The following is an 18,279-nucleotide window of genomic DNA, read 5'->3' as shown; positions in this document are numbered from 1 at the left end:
TCTCTGTATGAAACTCACCGTGGTCGGCGGCGGCTCGACCTACACCCCCGAACTGATCGACGGCTTCGCCCGGCTCAGGGACACCCTGCCCGTCGCGGAACTGGTCCTGGTGGACCCGGACGCCGAACGCCTGGAGCTGGTGGGCGGGCTGGCCCGGCGGATCTTCGCCAGACAGGGGCACGGCGGGAAGATCGTGACCACCGCCGACCTGGACGCGGGCGTCGAGGGCGCCGACGCCGTGCTGCTCCAGCTCCGCGTCGGCGGGCAGGCGGCCCGGCAGCAGGACGAGACGTGGCCGCTGGAGTGCGGCTGCGTCGGCCAGGAGACCACCGGCGCGGGCGGCCTCGCCAAGGCGCTGCGCACCGTACCCGTCGTACTCGACATCGCCGAGCGGGTCCGGCGCGGCAATTCGCGCGCCTGGATCATCGACTTCACCAACCCGGTCGGCGTCGTCACCCGCGCCCTGCTGCACGCCGGGCACCGCGCCGTCGGCCTGTGCAACGTGGCGATCGGGCTCCAGCGCAAGTTCGCCGACCGCCTCGGGGTGACCCCGCGGGACGTGCACCTCGCGCACGTGGGGCTCAACCACCTCACCTGGGAGACCGCGGTGCGGCTCGGCGGGCCCGAGGGCGAGAACGTGCTGCCCAAGCTGCTCGCCGAGCACGGCGACGCCATCGCCGACGACCTGCGCCTGCCGCGCGCCCTCCTCGACCGCCTCGGCGTCGTCCCCTCGTACTACCTGCGCTACTTCTACGCCCACGACGAGGTCGTACGGGAGCTGCGCACCAAGCCCTCACGGGCCGAGGAAGTGGCGCGGATGGAGCGGGAGCTGCTGACGATGTACGGCGATCCGGCCCTGGACGAGAAGCCGGCGCTGCTCGCCAAGCGGGGCGGGGCGTACTACTCGGAGGCCGCGGTGGACCTGGCGGCGGCGCTGCTCAGCGGGGGCGGCAGCCCGTACCAGGTGGTGAACACGCTGAACAGGGGCACGCTGCCGTTCCTCGCCGACGACGCGGTGATCGAGGTGCAGGCGGCGGTCGGCCCGGCCGGTCCCGCGCCGCTGCCGGTGCCGGAGGTGGACCCGCTGTACGCGGGGCTGATCGTCAACGTGACGGCGTACGAGGAGCTGGCCCTTCAGGCGGCGCTGCGCGGCGGCCGGGACCGGGTCTTCCGCGCCCTGCTCGCGCACCCGCTGATCGGACAGTACGACTACGCCGAGACCCTGACCGACAGACTGATCGCACACAACCGGGAGCATCTCGCGTGGGCCTGACCTCGACCGGAACCGCGAGCGTGCTCGCCATCGACGCGGGCAACAGCAAGACCGACGTGGCCGTGGTCGGCGCCGCGGGCGAGGTGCTGGCCACGGCACGCGGCGGCGGGTTCCGGCCCCCGGCGGTGGGGGTGGCGGCGGCCTTCGACGCGCTCGCCGAGCCGGTGGCGCGGGCGCTGGCGGACGCGGGTCTGGACCGCGTCACCCATGTGTCCGCCTGTCTGGCCAACGCCGATCTGCCCGTGGAGGAGGAGCGGTTGGCGACCGCGCTGCACGCGCGCGGCTGGGGCGGCACGGCGGAGGTGCGCAACGACACCTTCGCGATCCTGCGCGCGGGCGTCGCCGAGCCGCGGGGCGTGGCGGTGGTCTGCGGGGCGGGCATCAACTGCGTGGGGATGCGGCCCGACGGCCGTACCGCCCGCTTCCCGGCCATCGGCCGCATCTCCGGTGACTGGGGCGGCGGCTGGGGCCTCGCGGAGGAGGCGCTGTGGTGCGCGGCGCGGGCGGAGGACGGACGGGGCGAGGCGACGGCGCTGGCCCGCGACCTGCCCGCCCACTTCGGGCTGCCCTCCATGTACGCGCTGATCGAGGCCCTGCACCTGGAGCACCTGGCGCCCGAGCGGCGGGGCGAGCTGGCGCCGGTGCTGTTCGCCACGGCGGCCGGCGGCGACCCGGTGGCCCGCGCGCTCGTGGACCGGCTCGCGGACGAGGTGACGGTGCTGGCCACGGTGGCGCTCACCCGCCTGGAACTGCTGGACGAACCGGTGCCGGTGCTGCTCGGCGGCAGCGTGCTGACCGCCGGGCACGGCCAGCTCGACGACGGCATCCGGGCCCGGCTGGCGGCCCGCGCCCCCAAGGCCGCCGTGCGCGTCGTCACCGCGCGTCCGGTGCTCGGCGCCGCCCTGCTCGGGCTGGACCGGCTCGGGGCGCCGGCGGAGGCGCAGGAGCGGGCGCGGAGGTACTGGGAGGCGCTCTGAACTCCCCTGTGGAGAAACGGTTTCCGCGGGTGGTGGCACGGTCCGGCGCATGCCCCGCCCCGAGGAACCGAACACCTGACCCGGGCGTGTATAGGGGCAGCGCACACTGGTATCCACAAGATCCAGTGAAGGCCGGTGCGGAATGTCACTCCGTGCGGCGATACTTGGCTGCGTACGGATGACCATGGGGGAGGTCGAGTGACACACCCGCCGCAGAGCGCAGCACCGCCGGTCGCGGGTCCCGCCGTGCCCGCCGCCCCCGGCATCCCCGCCCAGCCCGGTCGGCCGTCCCCGGCGCCGTCCCACGCACCCCAGCCGCCCCAGGGGCCGCACTCGCGGCGGACCGCCTTCGCCGAGGGCGCCGGGAGGCTGCGGGCCGCCGCGACCACCGAGCCGGGCCGGCTGCGCGTCATCGGGGCCGTACTCGCCCTGCTGGTCGTGGCGTTCGGCGCGGTCACCGCCTGGCAGAGCAGCGAGCGCGCCGCCGCCGCGGACGACGTGCTGCACCGCAGCCAGCCCCTCAGCTCCGGCGCCGCCGACATCTACCGCTCGCTGGCCGACGCCAACACCGCGGCCTCCAGCGGCTTCCTCGCGGGCGGCCAGGAACCGGCGGCCACCCGCGACCGGTACGAGAAGGACATCAGCGCCGCCGCCTCCGGCCTGGTCACGGCCGCCGCCAACGCCGAGCCGGGCAGCGCCTCCGAGACCACCGTCGCCCGGCTGAACCGGCTGCTGCCCGAGTACAAGGGCCTCGTCGAGCGGGCCCGCACCTACAACCGGCAGGGCTACCCGGTCGGCGGCGCGTATCTGCGGTACGCGAACGAGAAGATGCAGACGCAGATGCTCCCGGCCGCCGAGGACCTGTACACCAAGGAGAACGCGCGTCTGGACGCCGACTACGGGGACGCGACGCCATACCCCTGGGCGGCCATCGCGCTCGGCGTGCTCACCCTGGCCGGCCTCGGCTGGGCGCAGCGCCGCGACTACCGGCGCACCAACCGCGTCCTCAACCGCGGCCTGGTCGCAGCAAGTTCCGCCACCGTCGTCGCCCTGCTGTGGCTCACCGTCGGCCACACCGTCGCCCGCTCCGAGCTGACCGGCTCGTACGACCACGGCATCCGCTCCCTGACCGTCCTGCACGACGCCCGCATCGCCTCGCTGAAGGCGCGGGGCAACGAGAACCTGAGCCTGGTCGCGCGCGGCGCCGAGACCATCACGGTCGGCGGCAAGCAGTACGACACGTACTACTACGACTTCGACAAGGACATGGCCGTGCTCGGCAAGGGACTGGGCCGGGCGGAGCGGTTCGCCGACGACTCCGGCGGCACCGCCCCCGTCAAGGCCGCCGAGGCCGGCGCGGCGCTGTGGAAGCAGCGGCACACCGCGGCCCGCACCGAGGACGAGAACGGCGACTACCAGCAGGCGCTGGACAAGGTGATCGGCGCCAGGGGCACCACCGGCGAGTGCTTCGACGGTGTCGACAGCGACCTGGCCCGCGCGATAGGCCATGAGCAGGCGGAGTTCCAGCGGGCCGCCGCGCGCGGGCGGGACGCCATGACCGGGCTGCCCGCCGGCGCCGCCGCCCTGGCGGTGCTCGGCGCGGCGGGCGCGCTCGCGGGGATCGGCCGCAGGCTTTCGGAGTACCGGTGAGAAGGGGCGGGGCGATGGACGCGAGCCGGCTGCGCGGCTGGGGCGGGGTCGGCACGATGGCGCTCCTGTGCGCCTTGGCGCTGGCCTTCGTCCTGCTGCTGCCGTGCACCCAGGCCGCGCACCACCACCGCGCCCCGGACCGGGCCGGACAGCAGCTCGCCGAGGGCAGCCAGGTGCGCGCCGGCTCCTGCCAGGACTCCGAGGCGCAGCAGCAGACCCTCGCCCCGTCCGGCGCCGACGGCCCGACCATCGACGCGATCAAGGCCCGCCAGGGGGCCCGGCGCAAGCTGATCGTGGGCGTCGACCAGAACAGCTACCGCTGGGGCTACCGCAACCCGAACACCGAGGGCGCCCAGCTGGAGGGCTTCGACATCGACCTGGTGCACCGCATCGCCCGGGACATCCTCGGCGACCCGGACGCGGTGCAGTTCAAGGCGATACCGACCAGCCAGCGCATCTCGGCGATCCAGGACGGCCGCGTGGACATGGTGGTCCGTACGATGACGATCACCTGCGAGCGGCTCGGCCAAGTGGCCTTCTCGGCGCCGTACTTCAAGACCGGGCAGCAGGTCCTCGCACCCAAGTCGTCGCCGATCACCGGGTACAACGGCACGCTGGCACACAAGAAGGTGTGCACGGCCTCCGGTTCGACGGGGTACGCGAAGCTGGCCGCGGACCAGAAGGACGGGACTTTGCCCGCCTCCACCGACATCTCCACCACCGTGCCCAACCAGCTCGACTGCCTGGTGCGGCTCCAGCTCGGCGAGGCGGACGCGGTGGTCACCGACGGGGCCCTCGCCGCGAGCCAGGCCGCGCAGGACCCGACCGTGGAACTCAAGGGCGCGCCGTTCACGACCGAGTACTACGGAGTGGCGATGAAGAAGGACGCCTCCGATCTGGTGCGCCGGGTCAACCGGGTCCTGGTCGCCTACCGCGCGAGCGGCTGGCAGGCGTCGTACGACACATGGCTGTCGGCCACACTGGGAAAGGACTCCTCGGCGTCCAGGCCGCCCGCACCGCGGTATCTGCGCACCAGTTGAACCACGGCCGACGGAACACACAGCAAGCGAGAGGTGATCGATGGGCGTCACGGACCCCGCCGGGCCGGTGATGGACCGGGACGAGGTGGACCGTGCGCTGGCGCGGCTCGGCCAGGAGCACGAGGCGATCGAGACCTCGCTGCTCGCCCTCCAGGACCACGCGGGCCGCCGGCTCCTGGAGGGCGCCGAACTGTCCGGCGTCACACAGGAGCGCTGGCAGGCCACCGAGGCACGGATCACCCTGCTGTGGTCGTACTTCGACGCGTATACGGCCGCGCTGCGCGGCGCCCGCGAGATCCGCGCCCGGCGCCGCTGGTCCAGCCGGGAGGACCTGGCCGAGCTGACCGGGCTGCTGCGCGGCACCTCCGTGACGGTCGCCGGCCCCGGCAACGGCAGGCTCAGCGAGAGCTTCTCGCTGGCCGAGCTGGTGGACCGGATGAACGAGATGTACGCGACCAGCCTGGACCTGGTCGTCGCCGCCGACGCGGTCTGGTCGGCGCTGCCCGCGCGGATCGACCTCCTCGCCGCCGAGTTGCAGCGCACCCGGCAGCTCGCACACTCCGTCGGCGTGCGCCCCGGCGAGCACCCGGCCGGTGACGACCTGGAGCGGATCACCCGCACCCTGACCCGGCTGCGCGCGGACGTGATCCGCGACCCGCTCGCCTTCTGGGTGCCGGCCAAGGGCAGTTCCGCGCCCGGCGGCGGCCGCCCGGACACCACGGTGTACGACCGCGAGGCGCGCGCCCTGGAGGACGTGCGCCGGGAGATCGACGCGGTGCTGACCGTGCGCCAGGACGCGGAAACCCGGCTGATCCGGCTGCGGGACGTCCTCTCGCGCGCGGACCGCACCCTCGCCGAGGCCCGCACCGCGCGCGGCGAGGTGCTGGCGAAGATCGCCGCCACCGAGGTGCCGGTGGTCAGCGGTCCGCCGACCGTGCTCCAGGAGCAGCTGGCGACGGCGGCCGAGTACCGGCGCAGCGCCCAGTGGCACCGGCTGTCCCCGCTGCTGGAGTCCCTGGAGCAGCGCGCCGAGGACGAACTGCTGCGCGCCCGCGAGCAGTTGACCGCGGTCACCGCGCCGCTCGCGGTCCGCGCCGAACTGCGCGGCCGGCTCGACGCCTACAAGGCGAAGGTCGCCCGGCACGGACTGGCCGAGGACCCGTTCCTGGTGGAGCGGTACGACGCCGCCCGGCGGATGCTGTGGAGCGCGCCCTGCGACCTGCGGGTGGCCGAGAGCGCGGTGCTGCGCTACCAGCGGGCGGCGGCCGAACTGCTGGAGGGCGCGCCCGAGGAGCACAAGGGGGAGCAGGGATGAGCGGGGCCGGGCGGGCCTGCCAGCGGCCGGGCTGCGAGGGGTCGTACGAGGACGTCGGCGGCGGCGAGCTGTACTGCGGCACCTGCGGACTGGCGCCCGTGGTGTCGGCGACCGGGATGGTCGGCTCGCCGCCCACCGGTGTGACGCGCGGTGCCGCCGACAGCCGGGGTTCCGGCAGCGCCCGCAGCGCCCGCACCTCCTCGCAGTCGTCCAGGTCCCGGCGCTCGGTGTCCGGGCGGCTCTCGCGGTCCCTGTCGGGGGGCGCCGCCACCGCCCGCTCGGTGTCGGTGCGCAGCTCCGGCTCCGCGTCGGGGTCCTCAGGGCGCGGGCGGCTCGGCGCGGGCCTGGTGGACGTCCCGCAGGTGCCGCGGCCCGACCCGCAGACGATGGTCCTGGACAACCCCGAGGTGCCCGAACGCAAACGGTTCTGCTCCCGCTCGGACTGCGGGGCGCCGGTCGGCCGGGCCCGCGGCGACCGGCCGGGCCGCACCGAGGGATTCTGCACCAAGTGCGGCCACCCGTACTCCTTCGTGCCCAAACTGAAGGCCGGGGACATCGTGCACGGTCAGTACGAGGTGGCGGGCTGCCTCGCGCACGGCGGCCTGGGCTGGGTCTACCTGGCGGTGGACCGGGCCGTCTCGGACCGCTGGGTGGTGCTCAAGGGCCTGCTGGACACCGGGGACCAGGACGCGATGGCCGCCGCGATCTCCGAGCGGCGCTTCCTCGCGGAGATCGAGCACGCCAACATCGTGCGGATCTACAATTTCGTGGAGCACCTGGACCAGCGCACCGGCTCCCTCGACGGCTACATCGTCATGGAGTACGTGGGCGGCAAGTCCCTCAAGGAGATCGCCAACGCCCGCCGCACCCCGGAGGGCAGGCGCGATCCGCTGCCGGTGGAGCAGGCGTGCGCGTACGGCATCGAGGCACTGGAGGCGCTCGGCCACCTGCACAGCCGCAACCTGCTGTACTGCGACTTCAAGGTCGACAACGCCATCCAGACCGAGGACCAGCTCAAGCTGATCGACATGGGCGCGGTGCGCCGCATGGACGACGACGAGTCCGCGATCTACGGCACGGTCGGCTACCAGGCCCCCGAGGTCGCCGAGACCGGCCCGTCGGTGGCGAGCGACCTGTACACCGTGGGCCGCACCCTCGCGGTGCTGACCTTCGACTTCCAGGGCTACACGAACGTCTACGCCGACTCGCTGCCGGACCCCGAGACCGTCGACGTCTTCCGCAGCTACGAGTCCTTCTACCGGCTCCTGGTGCGCGCCACCGACCCCGACCCGGCCCGCCGCTTCGGCTCCGCGCGGGAGATGGCGGAGCAGCTGACGGGGGTGCTGCGGGAGGTCGTGGCGCTGCGCAGCGGCCGGGCGCGGCCCGCCCTGTCGACCCTGTTCGGGCCCGAAGTGCGGGTCACGGACACGGAGTTGTTCCCCCGCCTGTACGGGGAGGTGTCCCGCCTCGGGGCCCGGACGATCCCGGCACGGAGAGGCGGTCGGTACGGCCGTCCCCCTACCGCGAGCACCCCGGCACCGACCACCCTGGAGCTGACCACCCCGGCTCCGGCCGCCGCGGCACCGGCCGCCCTGGTCAAGCCGCTCGACATCGCCGCCACGGCCCTCGCGCTGCCCGTGCCCCTGGTCGACCCGGCCGATCCCAACGCCGGGTTCCTCGCGGGCCTCGTGGCGTCCGCGCCCGCGGAACTGCTCGGGGCGCTGACGGCGGTGCCCGCGCAGAGCGTGGAGACGCGGCTGCGGCAGGTGCGGGCGCGGCTGGAGACCGGGGACCACTACGGCGCCGCGACCGGGCTCGCCGCGCTGGACGAGGAGCGGCCCGAGGACTGGCGGGTGGTCTGGTACCGGGGCCTGGCCGCGCTGGCCACCGGCGACTTCGAGGGGGCCGCGCTCGCCTTCGACGCGGTCTACGACGCCTTCCCCGGCGAGGCCGCGCCCAAGCTGGCGCTCGGCGCCTGCGCCGAGGTGCTGGGCCAGTTGGACAACGCGGCCGACTACTACCACCTGGTGTGGACGACCGATCCCAGCTATGTGAGCGCCGCGTTCGGGCTCGCGCGGGTGCGGCTCGCCGCCGGGGACCGGCAGGGCGCGGTGCGGGCGCTGGAGTCGGTGCCGGAGTCGTCCATCCACTACACGGCCGCCCGGATCGCCGCCGTCCGGGCCCGGCTCAGAGGACGCGTCGCGGGCGCGGGTGACGTACCGTTCCTGGAGGACCTGACCGCCGCCGCCGCGCAGGTCGAGGCGCTCCAGGCGTACGGGCTCGACCCGGCGCGGCGCGAGGTGCTGTCGGCCGAAGTACTCGGTTGTGCGCTGGACTGGATACTCTCCGGGGGCCAGGACACCGCCCGGCCGGCCGCCGGCGGGCGGATGCTGCTGGGCAGCGGACTGGACGAGCGGGGCCTGCGCTTCGGCCTGGAGCGCGCCTACCGCGCGCTGGCCCAGCTGGCCCCCGGCGGCCAGGAGAGGATCGAACTGGTGGAACGGGCCAACCGTTACCGCCCCCGGACGTGGGTGTAGTTGATGTCGCAGATGCCCCAGCAGGCCGCACCGGCCACGTGCCCGAGCTGCGCGGAGCCCGTCGAACCGGACGACCTCTTCTGCGGTGCGTGCGGTCACGACCTCTCGGTGGTGCCCGCGCCGCCGCGGGACCACCCCACGCTGCCCATGACCGGGCCGGCGACGCCCACCCCTCCGGCCCCCGGCACCCCCGCCACGCCCGGCCCCGCCGCGCCGGCCTCCGTCATGCCCCACTCCCCCACCCCCGGCGCTCCGGGCCCCGGCCCCTCCGCCCCCGGCGCCCAGAACTCAGGCACCCCAAACTCCGGTCCGGCTGACCCCGGTTCGCCGGGCCCCGGTTCTCCGGCCGCCGGGGACGACGTGGAGTGGCCCGCCCCCGAGCCCCACCGCTCCGACTCCGCCTCCCCCACGACGCATCTGCCGACCGACCTGCCCGGCACCGACTCGGGCGGCCACCCGCTGCACCCCGGCGCGCCCGAGGCGCCCGCGGGTCAGCCCGCGTCCGGCGTCCGTTTCGACCGCCCGGCGGAACCCGAGGAGTACCCCTTGCAGGCCCCCGACCCCCGCGCTGCGGACGAGACCCTCGCGCCCGAGCCGCAGCCCGCGCCGCCCGCCACGACCTGTGTCGCCTGCCGCGCCGGCCGCGTGGACAGCGACGGCTACTGCGAGAACTGCGGGCACGCCCAGCCCCGCGAACGCGACCACATGGAGCGGGAGTCGGGCCCGGCCGCCGCCGTCAGCGACCGCGGGCTGCGCCACCACCGCAACGAGGACTTCTTCGCCCTCGGCCACACCACGCTGCCCGACGGCAGCCCCGCCACGCACGCCGTCGTCTGTGACGGCGTCTCCTCCGCGACCCGCCCGGACGAGGCGTCGGCCGCCGCCGCGCGCGCGGCCGGCGACACCCTGCTCGCCGCCCTGCCGCGCGGCACACACCCGCAGGCGGCCATGCACGAGGCGATCGTCGCCGCCGCGCAGGCCGTCAACGCGCTGGCCGGGGACCCGGACACGGCCCGCGAGCACGACCCGCACCACAACGCCCCGGCCTGCACCATCGTCTCCGCCGTGGTCGCCGCCGGGCTCCTGGTGGTCGGCTGGGTCGGCGACAGCCGCGCCTACTGGGTGCCGGACGACCGCAGCGCGCCGCCCGCCCGGCTGACCGAGGACGACTCCTGGGCCGCGCAGATGGTCGCCGCCGGACTGATGAGCGAGGCCCAGGCGTACGCCGACGAGCGCGCCCACGCCATCACCGGCTGGCTCGGCGCGGACGCCTATGAACTGGACCCGCACACCGCGTCGTTCACACCGGACCGGCCCGGTGTGGTGGTGGTGTGCACGGACGGGCTGTGGAACTACGCCGAGACGGCGCAGGAGATGGCCGAGACGATCCCGGCGGACGCCGCCGTCCGGCCGCTGCACAGCGCCCGCGTCCTGGTCGGTCACGCCCTGGACGGCGGGGGCCACGACAACGTAACAGTGGCCGTGCTGCCGTTCCCGGCACCACCGCGGGGGGCAGGATCGGCCTGAGGCCACGGGGGCCACGGGGGCCACGGGCCGGAGGGGACCGGCCCGTACACGGCACCGCCGCGCGTAAGCGGGGCGGTGGAGGGGGATTTGAGTTCGTATGGCCAATTTCGCGAAACCGAGCGTGCCACGGTTCTCGGTGGACGTGTACCAGAACGAGTACCTGCCCGAGGGCGGCCGCGAGGTCAACGCCATCGTCACGGTGACGGCGACGGGGGGCGGCACGCTGGGCGGGGGCCTGGGCCCGGTCGCCGCCGCGGGGCGGCCCTGCGCCGCCGTGGCGATCATGGTCGACTGCTCGGGTTCCATGGACTACCCGCCGACGAAGATGCGCAACGCGCGGGACGCCACGGCCGCCGCGGTGGACACCCTGCGCGACGGCACCCACTTCGCGGTGATCGCCGGCACCCATGTGGCCACCGAGGTCTATCCCGGCGGCGGCCGCCTCGCGATCGCGGACCCCGCCACCCGTGCGGCGGCCAAGCAGGCACTGAGCCGCCTCACCTCGGGCGGCGGTACGGCCATCGGCACCTGGCTGCGCCTCGCCGACCGGCTGCTGTCCTCGGCGGACGCCACCCTGCGACACGGCATCCTGCTCACCGACGGGCGCAACGAGCACGAGTCGCCCGAGGAGCTGCGCGCCGCCCTGGACGCCTGCGCCGGGCGGTTCACCTGTGACGCGCGGGGCGTGGGCACCGACTGGGAAGTGAAAGAAGTCACAGGGATCGCCTCCGCGCTCCTCGGCACCGCCGACATCGTCGCCGACCCGGCCGGCCTCGCCGACGACTTCACGCGGATGATGGAGACGGCGATGGGCAAGGAGGTCGCCGACGTCGCCCTGCGGGTGTGGACGCCGGTCGGCACCGCCATCCGCTTCCTCAAGCAAGTCGCCCCGGCCGTCGAGGACTTGACCGGCCGCCGCGCCGAGGCCGGACCACGCGCCGGGGACTACCCGACCGGTTCCTGGGGCGACGAGTCCCGCGACTACCACCTGTGCGTGGAGGTCCCCCCGGCCGGCCTGGGCCGCGAAATGCTGGCCGCGCGGGTGTCGTTGGTGGTCCCGCAAGCGGACGGGACGGCACAGAGCCTCGGCGCGCAGGGCCTCGTACGGGCCGTGTGGACCGACGACATGGCGGCCTCCACCGCGATCAGCCCTCAGGTCGCCCATTACACGGGCCAGGCCGAACTGGCACATGTCATTAAACAAGGGCTCGATCTGCGCAAAGCGGGCGATTTCGACGGAGCAACGGCCAAACTGGGGCGGGCGGTTCAGCTGGCGAGTGCCTCGGGGAACGCGGATACTGCGAAACTGCTTTCGAAGGTGGTGGACGTGGTCGACGCCGCGACAGGTACTGTGCGGTTGAAGACGAGGGTCGCGGAGGCGGACGAGATGACTCTGGAGACCCGGTCCACAAAGACTGTTCGTGTAAAGAAGTGACCCTGGAAGCGTCCCTGGCGATCCAGTTGGACCCGTAAAGGAAGAAGGGGAAGCACCGACATGCCGACCTGCCCGAACGGACACCAGTCGGGTTCCGACGACTGGTGCGAGGTCTGCGGTCACCGCATGGCCGGTGCCGTACCTCCGCCCCCGCCGCCCGGCGGTTACGGCTTTCCGCCCCCGAGCGGCGACCGGCAGGGCGGGCGCCCGCCGGCCGCGTCCGGGGAGGCCGAGCTGTGCCCGCAGTGCCGTACGCCCCGCGAGGGCGGCGCGCCCTTCTGCGAGGAGTGCCGGTGGAACTTCCTGACCAACACCGCGACCTCGTACACCCCGGCGGCCCCGCGGCCCTCGGGCGGCCCGCACTTCCAGCCGCCGAGCACGCCGTTCGGCGGCCGTGACGGGTACGAGTACCAGGGCTCGCGGCCCTCGCAGGTGAACCGTCCCGCCGAGCCGATCCCGCCGTTCGGCAGCGAGCCGTCGGGCCCGACCCCGTTCGACCGCACCCCGCCGAGCCCGCCGACCTCCCCCGGCCCGCCGGCCCCGCCCGCCTTCGGCCGGGTTCCGGGCCAGGGCGCACCCGGCGCACCGTCCGGCCCCGGCCAGGGTCCCGGCGGCGGCTACGGCTACCCCCAGCCCGGCAACCCGCAGTCCGGCAACCCGCAGTCCCCGCCCCCGCCGCCCGGCTTCGGCGACCGGGGCCCCGGCGGTCCGGCCGGCGGCCCCTCGGGTCCCGGCCAGGGTCCCGGCGGCCAGGGCCAGAACGGCGGCTACGGCTACCCCCAGCCCGGTGGCACCCAGGCCCCGCCCCCGCCGCCCGGCTTCGGCGGCGACCGCGCCCCGGCCGGCCGCCCCTCCCCCTTCGGCAACCCTCCGGGCCAGGGCCAGGGTCCCGGCGCCGGTGGTCCGGCCGGCGGACCCTCGGGTCCCGGCCAGGGTCCCGGCGGCCAAAGCGGCGGCTACGGCTACCCCCAGCCCGGCAACCCCCAGCCCGGCAACCCGCAGTCCCCGCCCCCGCCGCCCGGCTTCGGCGACCGGGGCCCCGGCGCTCCGGCCGGCGGTCCCTTCGGCGGCGGTCCCGGCCAGGGCCCCTTCGGCGGCGACCCCTCCCGTCCCGCGGGCCCCGGTGGCCCCGGCCAGGGTCCCGGTGGCCCCAGTGGTCCCGGTGGCGCCCCGCAGGCGTTCCCGTCGACCGGCGGCCCGCCCGCGCCCCCCGCGTTCCCGCAGGAGACCGGCCGTCCCCCGGCCGGCGGCCCCTCCTCCGGCGGCCCCTCCTTCGGCGGCGGTGACGACGACTGGGTGATCTCCCCGCCGTCGTCCGCCGACCCCTCCGGCCCCGGCCAGGGCAGCGGCTACGGCTACCCCCACCAGCCCGGTGGCACCCGCGCCCCTTCGGGACCGGGCTTCGAGAAGGCCCCCGCGGGCCCCGGCTTCCCGGACGCGCCGGGGCAGTCCACCTGGACCGCCACCATCGGCCCGGACCGCGAGTACTTCATGGCGATGATGCAGCGCTCCGGCCCCGAGGCCACGGGCCTGAACCTGCCCGCGTACTCCCCCGAGCAGCAGCGCACCCTCACCGGCGACCAGGTGACGATCGGCCGCCGCCGGCACTCCACCGGCGACACCCCGGACATCGACCTGGCCGTGCCGCCGGAGGATCCGGGCGTCTCGCACCAGCACGCGATGCTGGTGCAGCAGCCGGACGGCAGCTGGGCGGTGGTCGACCAGAACTCGACCAACGGCACCACGGTCAACATGTCGGAGGAGCCGATCCAGCCGTTCGTGCCGGTTCCGCTGCGCGACGGCGACCGGGTGCACGTGGGCGCCTGGACGACGATCACCGTCCGCCGCAGCTGAGTCCCGGCGGTAAAGCGGTCACGGGAGGGGCCAGGCGTACGGCCCCTCCGGGTCGTCCAGCCAGGCCCAGCCGCGACCGCCGGCGAGCGTGACGCCGTACCGGTCGCGCTCCGGCTCCTCCTCGCGCTGCCACAGCGCGTACGCCTCCTGCGGGTCCGGCGTGCCGCCGCTCAGCGCCCGCAGGAAGCGGAAGGTGTCCTGCTCGCGGGCCCGGCGTGGCAGCCCCGCGAAGCCGGTCTGCGCCGGCTCCGCCCGGCCCTGACCGCGCAGCGGCACGAAGTACGCGGCCGTGGCGAGGAATCGGCCCTCGGCGTGCTCCGCGTCCCGCACGGTGAGCGCGAGCAGTCCGGTCGCCAGCGGGAGCAGGACGCGGGCGCCGGGGCGGCACTGGGCGAGCCAGGCGCGCGGCACCGTGGGCAGCGCGCAGGTCGCGATGATCCGGTCGAAGGGGGCGCGTTCGGGCACCCCCCGCGCCCCGTCCCCGGTGACGACCACCGGCCGGTACCCGGCCGCGGCCAGATGCGCCCGCGCGGCCTCGGTGATCTCCGGCTCCAGCTCGACGCTGGTGACGAGGTCGTCGCCGAGCCGGTGCGCCAGCAGGGCCGCGTTGTATCCGGTGCCGGCGCCCACCTCCAGGACCCGGTCGCCGTCCGCGACGTCCAGCGCGGCCAGCATCCGGGCCATCAGGGAGGGCTGGCTGCTGGAGGAGAGCAGCTCGCCGTCGCGCAGCCGGGTGGCCAGCGGCTCGTCCGCGTAGGCGCCGCGCACCCAGCGCTCGCGCTCCCGCGGGTCGGGGCTCTCGCCCCAGCGCCGCTCGTAGCCGCGAGGCCCGGCGACGAAGTAGTACGGCACGAACAGATGCCTGGGCACCTGTTCGAACGGCTCGCGCCACCGCGGGTCCGCCGCGAAGGCACCCTCCGCCGCGATCTCCCGCACCATCCCGGCCCGCGCGGCGGCGGCCAGTTCCCCGGTCCGTGCGTCGTCACCGCCCATACCTCCACGGTAAGCACCGGCGGGGACGGTCCTAGGCCTGGAGACCTGGGCCGCCCGGTCTGAGACCATGGACGGGTGAATGAGATTCGGCGCGGCACGCTTCAGGAGCAGACCTTCTACGAGCAGGTCGGCGGGGAGGACACCTTCCGCCGGCTCGTCCACCGCTTCTACGAGGGGGTAGCCGGGGACCCCGAGCTGCGGGCGATGTACCCGGAGGAGGACCTGGGCCCGGCGGAGGAGCGCCTGACGCTTTTCCTGATGCAGTACTGGGGCGGCCCCACCACCTACAGCGAGCGCCGCGGCCACCCCCGACTGCGGATGCGGCACGCCCCCTTCGCGGTGGACCGGGCGGCGCACGACGCCTGGCTGCGGCACATGCGGGCGGCCGTGGACGACCTGGGCCTGTCCGAGGAGCACGAGCGGACGCTGTGGAACTACCTGACGTACGCCGCCGCGTCGATGGTCAACACCCCGGACTGAGCCCGCCCTCGGGCGGCCGTCGGCTCAGCCGCCCACGCTGACGCCGAGCGCCCCGAGGGAGCCGGGCGTCCCCGCCCGCCGTACCGCGATCGAGCCGTACGGCGTGCGCAGCCGCAGCCACGCGCCGGAGGACAGCAGCCCGGTGTCGGCCGCCCGAGTGCCCGGCCGCAGGAAGCCCAGGGACTGCGCCGCGTGCACGGCCCGCACGGGCAGGCGGGTGTGCCCGATCTCGCGGGACCAGATCTCCCGCCCGATCCGGTCCAGCTCCGCGCGGGTACGCCCCTCGGGCGGCAACTCCTCGGTACGCGACCGGAATTCGCCGACCGCCGCGGCGACGGTCGCCCGCAGCGCGTCCGGCGCCGGCAACCCCGGCTCGGGGCGCCAGCCGCCGCGCGGCGGCAGCACACCGGCCCAGGGCGGCCCGGTGACCGTGCCCGGCACGGCCGCGGTGGCGGCCCGCTCGTCCACCGACTCCAGCAGCTCGCCCGCGGAGACGGTGGCGTCGAGGGTGACGGCAAGGCCGTTCTCGTACGGCTTGGCGAGCCGTACCGCGCGCACCGCGAGCACCTCGAAGGACGGCGGCCGGCCGAAGACGGCGAGCGCGGTGCCGGCCGCCTGGAGGCGCACCGCGGCACCGCGGTCGTAGTGGAGCAGCCGGGCGAGGAAGGCGGCGAGGTCCGCCGCCTCCGTCTCGTCCACGAGGTGCAGCACCGTCATGCGGCGACGGCCTCGCCCTCTTCGGCTCCGGTCTGCTCCAGGTACTGCCCGAGGAACTCCCGCTCCTGCGCGGTGATCCGGCGCGGCCGCTGCGCCTCGAAGTCGAACGGTACGACGACGGTCGTGGCCCGCACGTACACCGCGTCCGCGTCCTTCACCTCGTAGGCGATGGTGAAGGACGCGGCCCGGATCTCGGTGACCCACAGCTCGATGTCCACCGGGTGGTGCCGGTGGACGAGCTGGCGCTTGTAGTCGATCTCGTGGCGCGCCACCACGGAGCCCTGCTGGAACTCCTTGTCCGGTCGGAACAGGAAGTTGATCCGGGCCTCTTCCAGGTAGCGGATGAAGACCGCGTTGTTGACATGGCCGTAGGCGTCCATGTCGGACCAGCGCAGCGGGCACGCGTAGATGTGGCGCAAGACAGATCAGCCCCGCGTCAGCTTCTTGTAGGTCGCCCGGTGCGGACGGGCGGCGTCCGCGCCGAGGCGCTCGACCTTGTTCTTCTCGTACGACTCGAAGTTGCCCTCGAACCAGAACCACTTGGAGTCGCCCTCGTAGGCGAGGATGTGGGTGGCGACCCGGTCGAGGAACCAGCGGTCGTGGGAGACGACGACGGCGCAGCCGGGGAACTCCAGGAGCGCGTTCTCCAGGCTGGAGAGGGTCTCGACGTCGAGGTCGTTGGTGGGCTCGTCGAGGAGCAGCAGGTTGCCGCCCTGCTTCAGGGTGAGCGCCAGGTTGAGCCGGTTGCGCTCACCGCCGGACAGGACGCCGGCCGGCTTCTGCTGGTCGGGGCCCTTGAAGCCGAAGGCGGAGACGTAGGCGCGGCTGGGCATCTCGACCTGGCCGACGTTGATGTAGTCGAGCCCGTCGGAGACGACCTCCCACAGCGTCTTCTTCGGGTCGATGTTGGCGCGGCCCTGGTCGACGTAGGAGACCTTGACGGTCTCGCCGACCTTGATGGTGCCGGAGTCGGGGGTCTCCAGACCCTGGATCATCTTGAACAGCGTGGTCTTGCCGGCGCCGTTCGGGCCGATGACGCCGACGATGCCGTTGCGCGGCAGCGTGAAGGACAGGTCCTCCACCAGGACCTTGTCGCCGAAGGCCTTGTTGAGCTTGTCGACCTCGACCACGACGTTGCCCAGGCGCGGGCCCGGCGGGATCTGGATCTCCTCGAAGTCCAGCTTCCGCATCTTGTCGGCCTCGGCGGCCATCTCCTCGTACCGGGCGAGGCGCGCCTTGGACTTGGCCTGGCGGCCCTTGGCGTTGGAGCGGACCCACTCCAGCTCGTCCTTGAGGCGCTTCTGCCGCTTGGCGTCCTTCTGGCCCTCGACCTTGAGGCGGGCGGCCTTGGTCTCCAGGTACTTGGAGTAGTTGCCCTCGTAGCCGTGCAGGCGGCCGCGGTCGACCTCGCAGATCCAGCCGGCGACGTTGTCCAGGAAGTACCGGTCGTGGGTGACGGCCACGACGGTGCCGGGGTACTTGGCCAGGTGCTGCTCCAGCCAGTTCACCGACTCGGCGTCGAGGTGGTTGGTGGGCTCGTCGAGGAGCAGCAGGTCGGGCTGTTCCAGGAGGAGCTTGCAGAGCGCGACGCGGCGCTTCTCACCACCGGAGAGGTTGACGACCGGCCAGTCGCCCGGAGGGCAGCCGAGCGCGTCCATGGCCTGCTCCAGCTGGGCGTCGAGGTCCCAGGCGTTGGCGTGGTCCAGCTCCTCCTGGAGCTTGCCCATCTCCTCCAGCAGCGCGTCCGAGTAGTCGGTCGCCATCTGCTCGGCGATCTCGTTGAACCGGTCGAGCTTGCCCTTGACCTCGGCGACGCCGTCCTGGACGTTCTCCAGGACCGTCTTGTCCTCGTCGAGCGGGGGCTCCTGGAGGAGGATGCCGACGGTGTAGCCGGGCGACAGGAACGCGTCGCCGTTGGACGGCTGCTCCAGCCCAGCCATGATCTTCAGCACGGTCGACTTACCGGCACCGTTCGGACCGACGACGCCGATCTTGGCACCCGGCAGGAAGTTCAGGGTGACGTCGTCGAGGATCACCTTGTCGCCGTGCGCTTTGCGCGCCTTGCGCATGGTGTAAATGAACTCAGCCAAGAGAAACCGTCCGGCAACTTGAAATCTGGCAGTGGGCAGATACACCCCATCTTGCCGTACGGCCACCCCTGGGCGGAAACCCATCGGGGTGGGGGGCTGTGACCTGGGGGTTCGCGGGCGGTGCGGCCCGTCGGCGGACGGCCCGCGATCGCTCGGCCGGACCGGTGGGGCCTCGCGCAGCCGATCCGCGTGGATGGTGCCGGCCTGAGGTGGGGCGGGGCACCGACCCCACGCTCTGGCTGCGGGCAGGAGTGGCGACATGGCGAAACCGGCTGATGATCTGCGGGCCATCTACCCGGTTCTCGCGGCCGACGCGGGTGGTCCTCCTCTGACCGGTCCGACCGGCCGCGGACCATTCGCTCGGGGGGCTGCGACCGGGGGCTCCTCAGGG

General features: G+C 74.3%; 14 protein-coding genes. 10 read left to right on the top strand and 4 right to left on the bottom strand.

Annotated elements, in window-relative coordinates; translation table 11 throughout:
- Positions 1-7 precede the first annotated feature (7 nt).
- The 9 genes from ACE4Q9_RS21825 to ACE4Q9_RS21785 all read left to right on the top strand — a co-directional run bounded on the left by ACE4Q9_RS21825 (position 8) and on the right by ACE4Q9_RS21785 (position 13,608).
- A complete protein-coding gene (locus ACE4Q9_RS21825) occupies positions 8-1,273 on the top strand; it encodes a 6-phospho-beta-glucosidase (protein WP_397985907.1) in 1,266 nt (421 codons plus the stop codon).
- A complete protein-coding gene (locus tag ACE4Q9_RS21820) occupies positions 1,264-2,250 on the top strand; it encodes an N-acetylglucosamine kinase (protein ID WP_397985906.1) in 987 nt (328 codons plus the stop codon). Before ACE4Q9_RS21825 ends, ACE4Q9_RS21820 begins: the two co-directional genes overlap by 10 nt.
- A 198-nt stretch (positions 2,251-2,448) precedes the next feature.
- Positions 2,449-3,900 carry a hypothetical protein gene (locus tag ACE4Q9_RS21815; protein WP_397985905.1) on the top strand — a complete coding sequence of 484 codons (1,452 nt, stop codon included), beginning with the start codon at positions 2,449-2,451 and terminating at the stop codon, positions 3,898-3,900.
- Positions 3,901-3,914: 14 nt separating this feature from the next.
- On the top strand, positions 3,915-4,940 hold the full coding sequence (locus tag ACE4Q9_RS21810) for a glutamate ABC transporter substrate-binding protein (RefSeq protein WP_397985904.1): 1,026 nt from the start codon (positions 3,915-3,917) through the stop codon (positions 4,938-4,940).
- 40 nt (positions 4,941-4,980) lie between these two features.
- Positions 4,981-6,255, top strand: a complete 1,275-nt coding sequence (locus ACE4Q9_RS21805) for a hypothetical protein (protein ID WP_397985903.1) — start codon at positions 4,981-4,983, stop codon at positions 6,253-6,255.
- The gene (locus ACE4Q9_RS21800; RefSeq protein ID WP_397985902.1) at positions 6,252-8,792 is read left to right on the top strand and encodes a tetratricopeptide repeat protein; all 2,541 of its coding nucleotides are present in this window, start codon (positions 6,252-6,254) and stop codon (positions 8,790-8,792) included. The genes ACE4Q9_RS21805 and ACE4Q9_RS21800 overlap by 4 nt, the downstream gene beginning before the upstream one ends.
- Positions 8,793-8,795: 3 nt before the next feature.
- Complete coding sequence (locus tag ACE4Q9_RS21795; protein WP_397985901.1) at positions 8,796-10,319, top strand: PP2C family serine/threonine-protein phosphatase; 1,524 nt, start codon at positions 8,796-8,798, stop codon at positions 10,317-10,319.
- A 97-nt stretch (positions 10,320-10,416) separates the two neighbouring features.
- Complete coding sequence (locus ACE4Q9_RS21790) at positions 10,417-11,754, top strand: VWA domain-containing protein (protein ID WP_397985900.1); 1,338 nt, start codon at positions 10,417-10,419, stop codon at positions 11,752-11,754.
- 60 nt (positions 11,755-11,814) lie between these two features.
- Complete coding sequence (locus ACE4Q9_RS21785; protein ID WP_397985899.1) at positions 11,815-13,608, top strand: FHA domain-containing protein; 1,794 nt, start codon at positions 11,815-11,817, stop codon at positions 13,606-13,608.
- Between the two features lie 18 nt (positions 13,609-13,626).
- Here the strand turns inward: ACE4Q9_RS21785 and ACE4Q9_RS21780 are convergent, their stop codons facing one another.
- Positions 13,627-14,601 (bottom strand): methyltransferase domain-containing protein, encoded by a 975-nt coding sequence (locus ACE4Q9_RS21780; protein WP_397985898.1) that lies wholly within the window; start codon positions 14,599-14,601, stop codon positions 13,627-13,629.
- A gap of 75 nt (positions 14,602-14,676) precedes the next feature.
- Between ACE4Q9_RS21780 and ACE4Q9_RS21775 the strand changes: the two genes are divergently transcribed.
- Positions 14,677-15,081, top strand: coding sequence for a globin (locus tag ACE4Q9_RS21775; RefSeq protein ID WP_397985897.1), 405 nt, complete (start codon positions 14,677-14,679; stop codon positions 15,079-15,081).
- A gap of 24 nt (positions 15,082-15,105) precedes the next feature.
- On the opposite strand, the gene ACE4Q9_RS21770 is transcribed toward ACE4Q9_RS21775, so the two are convergent.
- The 3 genes from ACE4Q9_RS21770 to ettA are packed head-to-tail and all read right to left on the bottom strand — an operon-like array spanning position 15,106 to position 17,888.
- On the bottom strand, positions 15,106-15,798 hold the full coding sequence (locus tag ACE4Q9_RS21770) for a hypothetical protein (RefSeq protein ID WP_397985896.1): 693 nt from the start codon (positions 15,796-15,798) through the stop codon (positions 15,106-15,108).
- Entirely contained in the window at positions 15,795-16,217 is a 423-nt protein-coding gene (locus ACE4Q9_RS21765; RefSeq protein ID WP_397985895.1) for an acyl-CoA thioesterase, read from the bottom strand. The genes ACE4Q9_RS21770 and ACE4Q9_RS21765 overlap by 4 nt, the downstream gene beginning before the upstream one ends.
- Before the next feature lie 6 nt (positions 16,218-16,223).
- Positions 16,224-17,888 (bottom strand): energy-dependent translational throttle protein EttA, encoded by a 1,665-nt coding sequence (ettA, locus tag ACE4Q9_RS21760; protein WP_397985894.1) that lies wholly within the window; start codon positions 17,886-17,888, stop codon positions 16,224-16,226.
- Positions 17,889-18,279 lie beyond the last annotated feature (391 nt).

The sequence above is a fragment of the Streptomyces sp. AM6-12 genome (assembly GCF_044327085.1).
Taxonomy (GTDB): Bacteria; Actinomycetota; Actinomycetes; order Streptomycetales; family Streptomycetaceae; genus Streptomyces.
This window is presented reverse-complemented; position numbering and strand designations above follow the sequence as displayed.